Source organism: Staphylococcus sp. IVB6240 (assembly GCF_025558425.1).
Lineage (GTDB): Bacteria > Bacillota > Bacilli > Staphylococcales > Staphylococcaceae > Staphylococcus.
Map to the genome: position 1 here is coordinate 1,811,748 of NZ_CP094718.1, position 13,732 is coordinate 1,825,479.

Consider the following 13,732-nt stretch of genomic DNA (forward strand, 5'->3'; position numbering starts at 1 on the left):
TATTTATTTTATATTACCAAATGTAAGCTAATACTTCTCCACCAACATTACGTTTTCTAGCTTCTCTGTCAGTGATTACACCTTCAGAAGTAGATACTAAAGCGATACCAAGACCATTTAATACTTTTGGCATTTCGCTAGCTTTAGCGTATACACGTAAACCTGGTTTTGAAATACGTTTTAAGCCTGTAATAACACGCTCGTTGTTTGAACCATATTTTAAGAAGACACGGATAACACCTTGTTTATCATCTTCGATATACTCTACATTTTTGATGAAACCTTCACTTTTAAGGATTTCAGCAATTTCTTTTTTAATGTTTGATGCAGGTAACTCTAATTTTTCATGGCGAACCATATTTGCGTTTCTCACGCGAGTTAACATATCTGCAATTGGATCTGACAATGTCATAGTTTGTTGCCTCCTTTCAAGAGTTTAATATTTTACCAGCTAGCTTTACGTACGCCAGGGATATGACCTTTGTAAGCTAATTCACGGAAACAAATACGGCAAAGTTTAAATTTACGATATACTGAGTGTGGACGACCACAGCGTTCACAGCGTGTATATTCACGGACTTGGAATTTTTGTTTACGTTGTTGCTTAGCAACCATTGATTTTTTAGCCACTTAATTAGCCTCCTTCAGAGATTATTTTTGAAATGGCATACCGAATTGTGTTAACAATTCACGAGCTTCCTCGTCAGTGTTAGCAGTCGTTACGATAACGATATCCATTCCACGTACTTTTGATACTTTATCATAGTCAATCTCAGGGAAAATTAATTGCTCTTTAACACCTAATGTGTAGTTACCGCGACCGTCAAATGCATTTTTTGAAACACCGCGGAAGTCACGTACACGTGGAAGTGAAACAGAAATTAATTTATCTAAGAATTCATACATTCTTTCACCACGTAATGTTACTTTGGCACCAATTGGCATACCTTCACGTAAACGGAATGTCGCAACTGATTTTTTTGCTTTTGTGATTAATGGTTTTTGACCAGTGATGGCTGTTAATTCTTCAACAGCTGTGTCCAATACTTTAGAGTTTTGAACAGCGTCACCAACACCCATATTCACAACGATTTTGTCAATTTTAGGTACTTGCATTACTGAACTGTAATTGAATTTTTTAACTAAGTTCTCAGCAACTTCTGAGTTAAATTTTTCTTTTAAACGATTCAAAGTGGATCCTCCTTTCAACAATTATTATTTATTAGACTTGATTTCTTCGCCTGATTTTTTTGCGATACGAACTTTTTTACCGTCAACAAATTTGTAGCCTACACGAGTAGGTTCGTTTGTTTTAGGGTCTAATACTTGTACGTTAGAAACATGAATAGCAGCTTCTGTTTCTAAGATTCCACCTTCAGGATTGAATTGCGTAGGTTTTTGGTGTTTTTTAATCATGTTAACACCTTCAACAACAACGCGGTCTTTTTTAGGTTGAGTTTCTACAACTTTACCAGTTTTACCTTTGTCTTTACCTGCAATAACGATAACGTTGTCACCTTTTTTAATATGCATGTGGGCACCTCCTTGAATTTGTTTATATTATTTCGCTAATTAAAGTACTTCTGGTGCAAGGGAAACGATTTTCATAAAGTTTCCTTCACGTAATTCACGTGCAACAGGTCCAAAAATACGTGTACCACGTGGGCCTTTGTCATCACGAATTATAACACATGCATTTTCGTCAAATTTGATGTATGAACCGTCTTTACGGCGTACACCTGATTTAGTACGTACAACAACAGCTTTAACAACATCACCCTTCTTAACAACGCCACCAGGTGTAGCATTTTTAACAGTTGCTACGATGACATCACCGATGTTAGCTGTTTTACGGCCAGATCCACCTAATACTTTGATTGTAAGAACTTCACGAGCACCAGAGTTATCTGCTACTTTTAAGCGTGTTTCTTGTTGGATCATGATTATACCTCCCTTATCTCTAAATAGTCATTAAATAATTACTGATTCTTCGACAATTTCTACTAAACGGAAACGTTTTGTCGCTGATAAAGGACGCGTTTCTTGAATCTTAACGATATCTCCTAATTTAGCTGAATTGTTTTCATCATGCGTTTTATATTTTTTTGAGTATTTAACACGTTTACCATATAGTTTGTGTGTTTTGTAAGTTTCAACTAAAACAGTGATTGTTTTGTCCATTTTATCTGAAACAACTTTACCAACGTAAACTTTACGATCATTTCTTTCGCTCACTTTAGTAACCTCCTCTTTCAACTATTATTGGTTTGCTTTACCTTGTTCTAATTCTCTTTCACGTGCAACAGTTTTTAGACGCGCGATCGTTTTTCTTACAGTCTTGATACGAGCAGTCTCTTCTAATTGACCTGTAGCTAATTGAAAGCGTAGGTTAAAAAGCTCTTCTTTTGAAGATTTGATTTGTTCTTCGATTTCTGAAGTGGTTAAGTCTCTAATTTCCTTAGCTTTCATTTGATTCACCACCCAATTCTTCACGTTTTACAAACTTCGTTTTAACTGGAAGTTTGTGGCTAGCTAAACGTAGTGCTTCACGCGCAACTTCTTCAGATACGCCTGCTACTTCAAATAATACTCTACCTGGTTTAACAACTGCGATCCAGCCTTCAACCGCACCTTTACCAGCACCCATACGTACTTCTAAAGGTTTTTGTGTATATGGTGTATGAGGGAAGATTTTAATCCAAACTTTCCCGCCACGTTTCATGTAACGTGTCATAGCGATACGAGCTGATTCGATTTGACGAGATGTGATCCAAGAAGTTGTAGTTGCTTGAAGACCAAACTCACCGAATGTTACAAAGTTACCGCCTTTTGAACGACCTTTTGTGTCAGGACGATGTTGACGACGATATTTTACACGCTTTGGTAGTAACATAATTATTTTCCTCCTTCACTATTTTTCTTAGTAGGAAGAACTTCACCACGATAAATCCATACTTTAACACCTAACTTACCGTAAGTAGTGTCTGCTTCTGCATGTGCATAATCGATGTCAGCACGTAATGTATGAAGTGGTACAGTTCCTTCTGAATATTGTTCAGCACGCGCGATGTCAGCGCCACCTAAACGACCTGATACTTGAGTTTTGATACCTTTAGCACCAAGTTTCATTGCTCTTCCGATAGCTTGTTTTTGAACACGACGGAATGAAGCACGGTTTTCTAATTGACGTGCAATGTTCTCAGCAACTAAACGTGCATCAAGATCAACTTTCTTGATTTCAACAACGTTGATGTGAACTTTTTTATCAGTCAATTGATTTAATTTGTTACGAAGTTTTTCGATTTCTGAACCGCCTTTACCAATAACCATACCTGGTTTACCAGTGTGAATTGCAATGTTGATGCGGTTAGCAGCACGCTCGATCTCAACGTGAGATACTGATGCGTCTTTTAATGCATTATCAATAAATTTACGAATTTTTAAGTCTTCGTGTAAAAGTGATGCGAAGTCTTTCTCAGCATACCATTTAGCTTCCCAGTCACGAATTACACCAACACGAAGTCCGATTGGATTAATTTTTTGACCCACAATGTTCCCTCCTTAATGATTTAATTAAGCTTCTTTAGCTTCTTCTTTACCATCACTTACTACGATAGTGATATGGCTTGTTCTTTTGTTAATTGCACTTGCACGTCCTTGAGCACGTGGACGGAAACGTTTTAAAGTTGGTCCTTCGTTAGCATATGCTTCTTTAACAACTAATTCGTCAGTATTCATACCATAGTTGTGCTCAGCATTAGCTAAAGCGGACATTAATAATTTTTCTACTACTGGAGAAGAAGCTTTGTTAGTTAATTTTAAAATAGCTACTGCTTCTCTTACGTCTTTACCTCTGATTAGGTCTAATACTAATCGAACTTTACGAGGTGCGATTCTGATAGTTCTAGCAACCGCTTTTGCTTCCATTCGTATTTCCTCCTCTACTTATTAGAAATGATTTATCTTCTTGTTTTCTTGTCGTCTGCAGCATGTCCTTTGAAAGTACGTGTTGGAGCAAATTCACCTAATTTGTGACCAACCATATCTTCAGTTACATATACAGGTACGTGTTTACGTCCATCGTATACTGCGAATGTGTGTCCAATAAAGTTTGGGAAAATTGTTGAACGACGTGACCAAGTTTTGATTACTTGTTTCTTTTGACTATCACCTTGAGCTTCAACCTTTTTCATTAAATGCTCATCGGCGAAAGGTCCCTTTTTAATACTACGAGCCATAATGGCGCCTCCTTTCTTATTATGTGCGTGCAGCGATTACGCCGCACACCCAAATAAGCTATTTTTATTTTTTCTTACGTCCACGTACGATAAGTTTGTCTGAACGTTTCTTACCACGACGTGTTTTCTTACCAAGAGTTGGTTTACCCCATGGTGACATTGGAGATGGACGTCCGATTGGCGCACGGCCTTCACCACCACCGTGTGGGTGATCGTTAGGGTTCATTACAGAACCACGAACTGTTGGTCTTTTACCTAACCATCTTGATTTACCGGCTTTACCGACGTTTACAAGTTCGTGTTGGAGGTTACCAACTTGTCCTACTGTAGCACGGCAAGTTGAAAGAATCATACGAACTTCACCAGAACGAAGTCTTACAAGAACGTATTTACCTTCTTTACCTAATACTTGTGCACTTGCACCAGCAGAACGTGCGATTTGGCCACCACGGCCTGGTTTTAATTCGATGTTATGAATAACTGTACCTACAGGAATGTCTTTTAATTGTAGTGCGTTACCAACTTTGATGTCAGCTTCTGAACCACTTTCAATTACTTGACCTACTTCTAATCCTTTAGGTGCGATGATGTAACGTTTTTCACCATCTGCATATACGATTAAAGCAATGTTTGCTGATCTGTTTGGATCGTATTGAATAGAATCTACTTTACCAGCGATTCCGTCTTTATTACGTTTGAAATCAATCACACGGTATTGACGTTTGTGTCCACCACCGTGATGGCGTACTGTCAATTTACCTTGGTTGTTACGACCCGCTTTTTTCGGTAGCGGTTGTAATAATGACTTTTCAGGTTTTGACTCTGTAATTTCAGAGAAATCTAATGTAGTCATATTACGACGACCATTAGTAATTGGCTTATAATGTTTAAGAGCCATTGTCGTTTACCTCCTTAATGGTAATTAGAATTTTAGTTGAATAAGTCGATTTGACCTTCTTTTAATGTAACGATCGCTTTACGACGTTTGTTTGTGTAACCTTGGTAACGGCCTACACGTTTTTTCTTAGGTTTGTAGTTGATGATGTTGACTTTGTCAACTTTAACATCAAAGATTTGTTCTACAGCTGTTTTGACTTGTGTTTTGTTTGCACGAACATCAACGTCAAAAGTGTATTTATCTTCAGCCATTGCTTCAGATGATTTTTCTGTGATTACGGGGCGCTTTAGAATATCTCTTGCTTCCATTATCCGAGCACCTCCTCAACTTTTTTAGCTGCTTCTTCAGTGATTAAAACACTGTCAGCGTGTGTTAATTCTAATACGTTTAAGCCTTCTGGTGTAGTGAATTGTACACCTGGAATGTTACGTGCTGATAATTCAACATTTACATCGCCAAGAGTAACAACAAGAACTTTTTTAGGTAATTCTAAGTTAGTTAATGTTGCTTTGAATTCTTTTGTTTTTGGTGCTTCTAAGTTGAAGCTGTCAACGATTTTGAATTCATTTTCTTGTACTTTAAATGAAAGTGCTGATTTCAACGCTAAGCGACGCATTTTCTTAGGCATTTTGTATGAGTAGCTTCTTGGTGTTGGTCCGAATACCACACCACCGCCACGCCATTGTGGAGCACGGATTGTACCTTGACGCGCACGTCCTGTACCTTTTTGTCTCCATGGTTTACGTCCACCGCCACGAACTGCTGAACGGTTTTTAACCGCGTGTGTTCCTTGGCGTAATGAAGCGCGTTGTAATTGAATTGCTTCAAATAAAACATCGTTATTTGGTTCGATTGCGAATACTGCATCGCTAAGTTCTACTGAACCAGCTTTAGATCCGTCAACTTTTAATACATCATAATTTGCCATTATGCATTTCCTCCTTTCACTACTAATTATTTACTAGCTTTGATAGCTGATTGGATTTGTACAAAACCTTTTTTAGGACCAGGTACGTTACCTTTTACTAAAATTACGCTGTTTTCCGTATCTACTTGAACAACTTCTAAGTTTTGAACAGTTACTGTGTTACCACCCATGCGGCCTGGTAATTTTTGTCCTTTAAATACACGTGATGCGTCTGACGCCATACCTACAGAACCTGGCGCTCTGTGGAAATGAGAACCGTGTGACATTGGTCCACGTGCTTGGTTGTGACGTTTGATTGCGCCTTGGAAACCTTTACCTTTTGAAGTTCCTGTTACGTCAATTACGTCTCCAACTTCGAATGTATCAACTGAGACTTCTTGACCTACTTCGTATTCGTCAACATTAACGTTTCTGAATTCACGAATGAAGCGCTTAGGTGCTGTGCCTGCTTTTTTAGCGTGACCTTCAGCTGGTTTAGTTGCATATTTGTTAGTTTTGCTACCTTTTTTATATGCTTCTTTGTTTTCAAAACCGATTTGGATTGCATTGTAGCCATCCACTTCTTCAGTTTTCTTTTGTAATACTACGTTTTCTTTTGCTTCGATTACTGTTACAGGAATTAAGTCCCCGTTTTCACCGAATACTTGTGTCATACCAATTTTTCTTCCTAAGATTCCTTTGGTCATCGAAAGTCCACCTCCTAAAAATTTTTAATTATAATTTGATTTCGATGTCTACACCTGATGGTAAGTTTAAGCCCATTAAAGCGTCAACTGTTTTTGGTGTAGGGTTAACAATATCGATTAAACGTTTGTGTGTACGTTGTTCGAATTGCTCACGTGAATCTTTGTACTTATGCACCGCTCTGATGATTGTGTACACTGATTTTTCAGTTGGTAATGGGATTGGACCTGATACGTCCGCTCCAGAACGTTTAGCAGTTTCAACGATTTTCTCTGCTGATTGATCGATGACACGGTGGTCATAAGCTTTTAATCTGATTCTGATTTTTTGTTTTGCCATTATTTACCCTCCTTATTCGTCTTCATATAAGTGATAGACTTCTCCACGAAAACTATCTCACACAACGCCATGGCAAAGCGGCCGGGTGTGTCAGTAACCTTTCGCTTCATCGCATTAAAAAGTCCAACATTAGATATTTTACAAGAAAGTTAGCCGTTTGGCAATAGTTTCTTGGGATTTTTTATATCTAATCACATACCATGTCATTTTACTGTAAATATTCATTGAGTTCAACCATTTACATAAAATTTTTTCACTCTTTTAGTTTTTGTTTCTTAATGATAAATTGATTATAATAGTGAACAAGTATGAAAGATAAATATAAAGATATGAGGTATTGTCTATGACTAAAAAAATTAAGACGTTGTTAATCGTATTCACTTTAATTGCAATGGTTTCAGAATTTATCGCTGGATTTCCTTTTATTGGTGGTTGGTATGTTCTAGCACTTGGTTGGCAGCCACTCGCATTTAATATCTTCATTTATATTGTAATGGTTCTCGTACTTATATTTGATAAGCAGAATACAATTCGCCCTATGGTATTGATTCCTTTGGCAGGTGCAATTCTAAATTGTGTCGCTGTGATTCCTGTCATAGGTATGATCTTACATTGGATCATGTTAATTCTTTTAATGTTCATGTTGTTTATTTTATATGCAACGCCAACATACCTATCCAATGCACATGCTCGTGTTATTTATGATGATCAGACAACACGTAAATAATTGTTATATATTCAATAGTTGTTTCGGTTAATCATTAATCTATAATCTCATTAAAAATAGCACCTCTCCTGACGGAAAAGGTGCTATTTTTAATTTCTTCCTATTTTAGCCATGTACAAATACAAAATATAAGATGAAGATAATCATCAATGCATACATGATTGGGTGTACTTCTTTGTGACGTTTTGTTAATAACATTGTAATCGGATAGAAGATAAAGCCACAAGCAATACCTGTTGCAATTGAATAAGATAAAGGCATCATAATAATTGTTACAAATGCTGGTACTGCAACTTCAAATTTCTTCCAACTAATGTCCGCTAAATTAGAAGCCATTAATACCCCCACCACAACAAGTGCTGGTGTTGTTACTGCTGATGTTACGACTGCCATTAACGGGCTAAAGAATAATGCTAATAAGAAACAAATACCTGTTACGATACTCGCTAGTCCAGTACGCGCACCTACTGCAACACCAGAAGTTGATTCAATATAAGATGTTGTTGTAGTTGTACCAAAAATAGCACCGGTCATTGTTGCTAAAGAGTCAGCAAATAATGCACGTCCTGCACGCGGTAACTTATTGTCTTTCATAAATCCTGCTTGAGAGGCAACTGCTACAATTGTACCTGCAGTATCAAAAAAGTCGATAAATAAAAATGTTAAAATAACGATTAAAAATTGAATCGTAAATAATTGTGCAGGGTCTTGAAATGCTTCAAAAGCTGCCCCGAATGTTGGTGCGATGCTTGGGACCTTCCCTACAACGCTTGTTGGCGGTGCAATTTGTTGTGTTACAAGACCTGCAATAGCTGTTAAAACCATCCCTAAGAATATAGCGCCTGGCACTTTTTTAGTATAAAGAATAACTGTAATAATAATACCGAATACTGCTAATAACACGGGAGGATCTGTAATCTTCCCTAATGTCACTAATGTCGCGTCATTTTTTACGATAATTCCAGAACTTTGTAGTCCGACAAAAGTAATAAACAATCCAATCCCCGAAGATACTGCCAGTTTCATTTCATATGGAATTGCGTTAATAATGGTTTCTCGTAGACCTGTTGCTGTTAGAATTGCAAAAATAAACCCTGAAAAGAATACCCCTGTTAAACCGACTTGCCATGGAATCCCCATTGTTAAGATAACTGTAAATGCAAAGAATGCATTCAATCCCATACCTGGTGCAAGTGCAATTGGGTAACGGGCTATAAGCCCCATGAATAAACAACCTACAAATGCTGCAAGTGCTGTTGCTACAAAGACAGCGCCTTGATCCATTTTTTGATCAGCTGGTACGCCATCTATACCTGCTAGGCTTAAAACTTGTGGGTTGACGGCAAGAATATATGCCATCGATAAGAATGTTGTAAGACCACCGAGAATTTCTCGTTTGTAATTGGTTTGGTGCTCGTCAAATCGGAAATATCGTCTCACTGTTATTTGCTCCTTTATTTAAAATACTCATTTATTCTAATACGGGGATTGCAGAATTTCAATAACAAATACGAACTTTCTTTCAAAATTTAATAATTTCGTTCGATTTTTAGACGTTTATCCTTTCAAATCTTTTAACGCCTCTTTGAACGGATTGTTTTCCAATGAATCATCTTTCATGTATTTTTTCATATCGCGTTTAGAAACTTTATCTTTCCCTTTATTTTTAAAACGCTTATCCATTTGTTCCTGCGTTTCAGTAAAACCACAACTGCATCGGTACGTCGCCTTTTTACCAACACCAAACTTAGTTAGACGTTTCTTACATTGTGGACAGCGTGCTTTTGTTTGTGTCTTAACATCCTTTTTCGTCTTGCAACTTGGATCTTGGCAAACAAGCATAGATCCATTTTTCGTTTTTACTCTCAGCATAAACTTACCGCACGTCGGACATTCTGCAGATGTTAAGTTATCATGCTTATACTTCTGCTCACTCTGTTTAATATCTTCAATAATTTGTTGGGTGAATTGCTTCATTTCTCCAATAAATTGTTGTCGTTTTAATTGTCCTTTTTCGATACGCAATAGCTTATCTTCCCATTTAGCTGTCAGTAATGGAGATGTAAGTGCTTCAGGAGCCAAATCTAATATTTGTCGTCCTTTAGACGTTACCTTAATGCTACCGTTTTGATTTTCTATCGCATTCATACTGTACAATTTATCAATGATATCTGCACGTGTTGCGACTGTCCCAATACCACCTGTTACTTTAAGTGTTTGCGCTGATTTCTTATCTTTCAATTCAAAGAACTTATCAGGACGTTCCATCGCTTTCAATAAAGTTCCCTCATTAAAATAAGGCGGTGGTGTTGTTTGATGCGCATGAATTGTCGCATCTTTTATCTTTAGATGACTCCCTTTCTCAAATGCAACTGTTTTTCCCTGTTGTTGTGTATTTGATTGAAGTTGTTTAAATCCTAATTCAATGGGTTGATGCATTTGATTGATAAATGTCGCTTTCCCTGCTTTAGCAACCACTTTTCTCTCTACGTAACGATACGGTGGTGATAAGACTTCTAAGAAACGCTGAACAATCAATAAATAAACCTTTTGTTCGTTCGGTGATAAATCAGCCATGTTGGGGCGAACTTCAGTCGGAATAATCGCATGGTGATCTGATACTTTTTGATTGTTGATATATCTCGCTTTCCCATCGAACTTCTGTTGCATTAATGATTTTGCCACATCACGATAATCTGTCCCCATCGTTGCTTGTAAACGTTCCTTTAATGTAGCAACCATATCCGTCGTTAAATAATTAGAATCTGTTCGAGGATACGTCACAAGTTTATGGCGTTCATACAATTGTTGTAACGTATTTAATGTTTGTTTAGCACCTAAATGATATCGCTGATACGCTGCTTGTTGTAAATCAGTTAAATTAAATAGCGGGTGTGGATATGACTTCTTATGTTTCTCCTCAACTAAAATAATCTCAGCATTTTCATTCTCTAATTGTTTCACAAGCGACTCTAACGGCGCACGTTCCATCATGCGACGTTCTTGTTGATAATCAAATTGAATACCATTTAACTGAATCGATAACGTGAAATAATCTTGCGGCTTAAAGTGTTTTATCTCTTCTTGACGCGAATGAATCAATTGAATCGTTGGCGTTTGTACACGTCCTAATGAAAGTTGTGCATCATATTTCGTTGTCAGTGCACGCGTAGCATTGATCCCTACAATCCAGTCCGCTTCACTTCTAGCTAAAGCGGCTTGATACAAATTATGATATTGCGATCCATCTTTAAGATTTTTAAACCCATCTCGAATAGCCTTTGTCGTTACAGAACTGATCCATAAACGTTTAATGGGTTTCTTAATACGTGCTTTATCAATAATAAGGCGTGCCACAAGCTCCCCTTCTCGACCAGCATCCGTGGCAATAATAATTTGCTTTACATCGTCTCTCTGCATCAACTTTTGTACAGTATTAAATTGCTTTCTCGTTTTATTAATAATAACGGTTTTCATATATTTCGGTATGATTGGTAAGTCATCCATACGCCATTGTTGCAATGATTTATCATATTGTTCTGGTGTCGCATTGGTAACCAGATGCCCGAGTGCCCATGTAACAATATAATGATCATTCTCAAAGTATCCTTGTTTTGTTGCATTGACTTGTAGCGCCTTAGCAATATCGCGGCCTACTGATGGTTTCTCAGCTAAAATTAATGCTTTCATATATATTTTCTCCTCTTTAACTACCTCATCATATTGAAACAGACCCATGAGTTACCTTTGGAAATAGTCTCCTCATTCAATCTCTCAACGCTCATATCACAACCTTATTCTATCAGCGTTACATAAACAGAGTTTTTGACTGAACTTCGCAATGCGATAAAAATTTTAGTCGTTGTTCTCATTCTATTGGAGACTAAATATTCCTCTCACAAACTCATTCAATATGTTTCAGTTTTCATTGATTCTATTGTAACATGCTACACTTAGAAGTAACGAAATGGTTGATAGAATTGACGTCGTTTGATTTGTGGACTAAACCATTTATAATAAAAGTAACATACTATCATTGGAGGTCTGACTATGAAAACGAACTATAAACAAGATTATTCTCACATTGCATCGTTTATTCGAAACAATTTATCTATGGATCAGTCCTATGTACATAATCTTCCTATGAATTCTGATGAGCAATTACAAACATATTTATCAAATGCAGATCGCCATCATCGCCTGTTCACGACACAAGATGATACAGGTATTAAAATGGTCCTCATTTGCACACCTTATGCTGAACATAAATACCAAGTGATTGGTCCTATTTTTCGCCAGGATACCTCTTTTACAGAATCAGACCTTAAAGAACTATTTGAAGAGGCTACGGCTCAACATCATCGACCTTCTACCTATTACTTTTCATTTTCAACTGCACACCCTGCCATTAAGTCTTATATGAAATCTATTGGTGCTGCTTATACATTTACCGACTATCATCTAGAAGCGACACATGACTTAGGCGCATCAGAAAATGATCATCTCATCATGAATTATCAACCTGTTTATTATCGTTATTTTAAAAAACTGCATGAAAAGACATTTACGCATTCCGCTATGACTGCCAAAGAAATTACAAACGAACTAGATGATAACCATGTTTTATTCTTGTATGTCGCAGAAGGCATTTTAAAAGGTTATTTATACCTCGTCTCAGATAACCGAGCGCAACGCGCAGAAATTAAATATTTTTCATCTCATAAAGACTATCGATTAAACGGTATTGCTTTTGATTTAATTCAACATGCCATTCATCACGCTTGTAAAGACGGTGAAATTCAAACCGTTCACTTTAAAATCAGAAGTAAGAATCATCAACTTGTTTCTCGATTTGATACACTCGGTTTTCATATCAAAGAAACCTACGATAAGTTCAAATGCCATTTCTAATAAAAACACAACATAAAAAGGCTCCTTCCTTATTCCAAATATCAGGATAAGAAAGGAGCTTTATTTATAAATTCAATCATATTAAGAAACAAATAAGTATTGGTATACATAGAGAATCATGATACTAATGACAATTGTGATATTACTTGCCATCGCAATGACTGGAAGTGTTCGATAACGAAATTGCACAGCGTAAGACAATGCTGCAACACCTACTGGCATTAGCCAAATAAGTTGTAATGTTGTTTTGATCATATCGTCTGACACAGGTAAGAAGAAGTAGACAAGCGTACCAAACAATACACCTAACCCATAATGCAATCCAAGGTATTTCAACGTAATTGGTAAATAACGTCTGTCTAACTTAAAATCAATCAATACACCTAGTAGCAACATAGAAAGCGGCAAATTCGCAGCACCTAATACATCAAAAAAGCGTAACACTTGTTGTGGGAGACTTAAATGAAATAAATTAAGTAATAACATAAAAACATAAGTCATTAACGGAATAGACTTAACTAGATTTTTTAATATGTATTTAGGGTTTAGCCCACCACTCATATTTTTAAAATAAGTCGCTGCAAAGTAAGTCATACCAAACATGACAACCGCACCGCCAATATCAGCCATTCCAAAATAGATTAGCCCGACATCCGGCCAAATCTGTTGCACCAATGGATACGCAAAAATCCCAATATTGAGACTGCCCATCATAATTGCAACAGTTCCTCGCACCTCATTGTTGTATTTGAGAAACAACATTACAACGAGGATCTTGGTAATCATACCATATAGAATCATCATGACTGGTAACACAGATAATGAGGGTGTGAGTGTCACATCATTTAAATTAACGATGACGACTGATGGTAATGTCACATTCAATACAATCGTTGAAATGACACGACTATCTTTCCCCGAGATATATCTCATACGTTTTAATATATCCCAATGCAATTAAAGTTAAGATGATAACAAAGTTCGCAGTCATGCCTCTTCCCCTTTTC

20 protein-coding genes and 1 pseudogene are annotated in these 13,732 nt (G+C 36.9%); 2 read left to right on the forward strand and 19 right to left on the reverse strand.

Annotation, left to right across the window (positions count from 1 at the left end; all coding sequences use genetic code 11):
• Window positions 1-13 precede the first annotated feature (13 nt).
• The 16 genes from rpsH to rpsJ form a co-directional block, all read right to left on the reverse strand.
• On the reverse strand, window positions 14-412 hold the full coding sequence (rpsH, locus tag MUA88_RS09055; protein WP_262603836.1) for a 30S ribosomal protein S8: 399 nt from the start codon (window positions 410-412) through the stop codon (window positions 14-16).
• 32 nt (window positions 413-444) lie between these two features.
• Window positions 445-630, reverse strand: coding sequence for a type Z 30S ribosomal protein S14 (locus MUA88_RS09060; RefSeq protein ID WP_095117613.1), 186 nt, complete (start codon window positions 628-630; stop codon window positions 445-447).
• Between the two features lie 21 nt (window positions 631-651).
• Window positions 652-1,191: a 50S ribosomal protein L5 gene (gene rplE, locus MUA88_RS09065; protein WP_262603837.1), complete on the reverse strand. Its 540-nt coding sequence runs from the start codon at window positions 1,189-1,191 to the stop codon at window positions 652-654.
• Between the two features lie 24 nt (window positions 1,192-1,215).
• Window positions 1,216-1,533 carry a 50S ribosomal protein L24 gene (gene rplX / locus MUA88_RS09070; protein WP_095117614.1) on the reverse strand — a complete coding sequence of 106 codons (318 nt, stop codon included), beginning with the start codon at window positions 1,531-1,533 and terminating at the stop codon, window positions 1,216-1,218.
• A gap of 39 nt (window positions 1,534-1,572) precedes the next feature.
• Complete coding sequence (gene rplN / locus MUA88_RS09075) at window positions 1,573-1,941, reverse strand: 50S ribosomal protein L14 (RefSeq protein ID WP_014613222.1); 369 nt, start codon at window positions 1,939-1,941, stop codon at window positions 1,573-1,575.
• A 30-nt stretch (window positions 1,942-1,971) separates the two neighbouring features.
• The gene (rpsQ, locus tag MUA88_RS09080; protein ID WP_000004086.1) at window positions 1,972-2,235 is read right to left on the reverse strand and encodes a 30S ribosomal protein S17; all 264 of its coding nucleotides are present in this window, start codon (window positions 2,233-2,235) and stop codon (window positions 1,972-1,974) included.
• Window positions 2,236-2,259: 24 nt separating this feature from the next.
• Window positions 2,260-2,469, reverse strand: a complete 210-nt coding sequence (gene rpmC, locus MUA88_RS09085) for a 50S ribosomal protein L29 (RefSeq protein WP_014613220.1) — start codon at window positions 2,467-2,469, stop codon at window positions 2,260-2,262.
• Complete coding sequence (gene rplP / locus MUA88_RS09090; RefSeq protein WP_044359570.1) at window positions 2,459-2,893, reverse strand: 50S ribosomal protein L16; 435 nt, start codon at window positions 2,891-2,893, stop codon at window positions 2,459-2,461. Before rplP ends, rpmC begins: the two co-directional genes overlap by 11 nt.
• Before the next feature lie 2 nt (window positions 2,894-2,895).
• The gene (rpsC, locus tag MUA88_RS09095; RefSeq protein WP_262603839.1) at window positions 2,896-3,549 is read right to left on the reverse strand and encodes a 30S ribosomal protein S3; all 654 of its coding nucleotides are present in this window, start codon (window positions 3,547-3,549) and stop codon (window positions 2,896-2,898) included.
• A 24-nt stretch (window positions 3,550-3,573) separates the two neighbouring features.
• Window positions 3,574-3,927 (reverse strand): 50S ribosomal protein L22, encoded by a 354-nt coding sequence (gene rplV, locus MUA88_RS09100; RefSeq protein ID WP_037574789.1) that lies wholly within the window; start codon window positions 3,925-3,927, stop codon window positions 3,574-3,576.
• A gap of 32 nt (window positions 3,928-3,959) precedes the next feature.
• Window positions 3,960-4,238: a 30S ribosomal protein S19 gene (gene rpsS, locus MUA88_RS09105; protein ID WP_262603840.1), complete on the reverse strand. Its 279-nt coding sequence runs from the start codon at window positions 4,236-4,238 to the stop codon at window positions 3,960-3,962.
• A 64-nt stretch (window positions 4,239-4,302) separates the two neighbouring features.
• Window positions 4,303-5,136 (reverse strand): 50S ribosomal protein L2, encoded by an 834-nt coding sequence (rplB, locus tag MUA88_RS09110; RefSeq protein WP_262603841.1) that lies wholly within the window; start codon window positions 5,134-5,136, stop codon window positions 4,303-4,305.
• A gap of 32 nt (window positions 5,137-5,168) precedes the next feature.
• Window positions 5,169-5,444: a 50S ribosomal protein L23 gene (rplW, locus tag MUA88_RS09115; protein WP_095117618.1), complete on the reverse strand. Its 276-nt coding sequence runs from the start codon at window positions 5,442-5,444 to the stop codon at window positions 5,169-5,171.
• The gene (gene rplD, locus MUA88_RS09120; RefSeq protein WP_262603842.1) at window positions 5,444-6,064 is read right to left on the reverse strand and encodes a 50S ribosomal protein L4; all 621 of its coding nucleotides are present in this window, start codon (window positions 6,062-6,064) and stop codon (window positions 5,444-5,446) included. Before rplD ends, rplW begins: the two co-directional genes overlap by 1 nt.
• Window positions 6,065-6,090: 26 nt before the next feature.
• Entirely contained in the window at window positions 6,091-6,750 is a 660-nt protein-coding gene (gene rplC / locus MUA88_RS09125; protein ID WP_262603843.1) for a 50S ribosomal protein L3, read from the reverse strand.
• A 28-nt stretch (window positions 6,751-6,778) separates the two neighbouring features.
• Window positions 6,779-7,087, reverse strand: coding sequence for a 30S ribosomal protein S10 (rpsJ, locus tag MUA88_RS09130; RefSeq protein WP_001118667.1), 309 nt, complete (start codon window positions 7,085-7,087; stop codon window positions 6,779-6,781).
• A 343-nt stretch (window positions 7,088-7,430) separates the two neighbouring features.
• On the opposite strand from rpsJ, the gene MUA88_RS09135 reads away from it, so the two are divergent.
• A complete protein-coding gene (locus MUA88_RS09135) occupies window positions 7,431-7,814 on the forward strand; it encodes a hypothetical protein (RefSeq protein ID WP_262603844.1) in 384 nt (127 codons plus the stop codon).
• A 105-nt stretch (window positions 7,815-7,919) separates the two neighbouring features.
• Here MUA88_RS09135 and MUA88_RS09140 read toward each other — a convergent pair whose 3' ends face one another.
• Entirely contained in the window at window positions 7,920-9,254 is a 1,335-nt protein-coding gene (locus MUA88_RS09140; protein WP_262605435.1) for an NCS2 family permease, read from the reverse strand.
• A 117-nt stretch (window positions 9,255-9,371) separates the two neighbouring features.
• On the reverse strand, window positions 9,372-11,504 hold the full coding sequence (locus tag MUA88_RS09145) for a DNA topoisomerase III (protein ID WP_262605436.1): 2,133 nt from the start codon (window positions 11,502-11,504) through the stop codon (window positions 9,372-9,374).
• A 360-nt stretch (window positions 11,505-11,864) separates the two neighbouring features.
• Between MUA88_RS09145 and MUA88_RS09150 the strand changes: the two genes are divergently transcribed.
• On the forward strand, window positions 11,865-12,725 hold the full coding sequence (locus tag MUA88_RS09150) for a GNAT family N-acetyltransferase (RefSeq protein WP_262605437.1): 861 nt from the start codon (window positions 11,865-11,867) through the stop codon (window positions 12,723-12,725).
• An 81-nt stretch (window positions 12,726-12,806) separates the two neighbouring features.
• Here the strand turns inward: MUA88_RS09150 and MUA88_RS09155 are convergent.
• A pseudogene (locus MUA88_RS09155) lies at window positions 12,807-13,716 on the reverse strand (AEC family transporter).
• Between the last annotated feature and the right edge of the window lie 16 nt (window positions 13,717-13,732).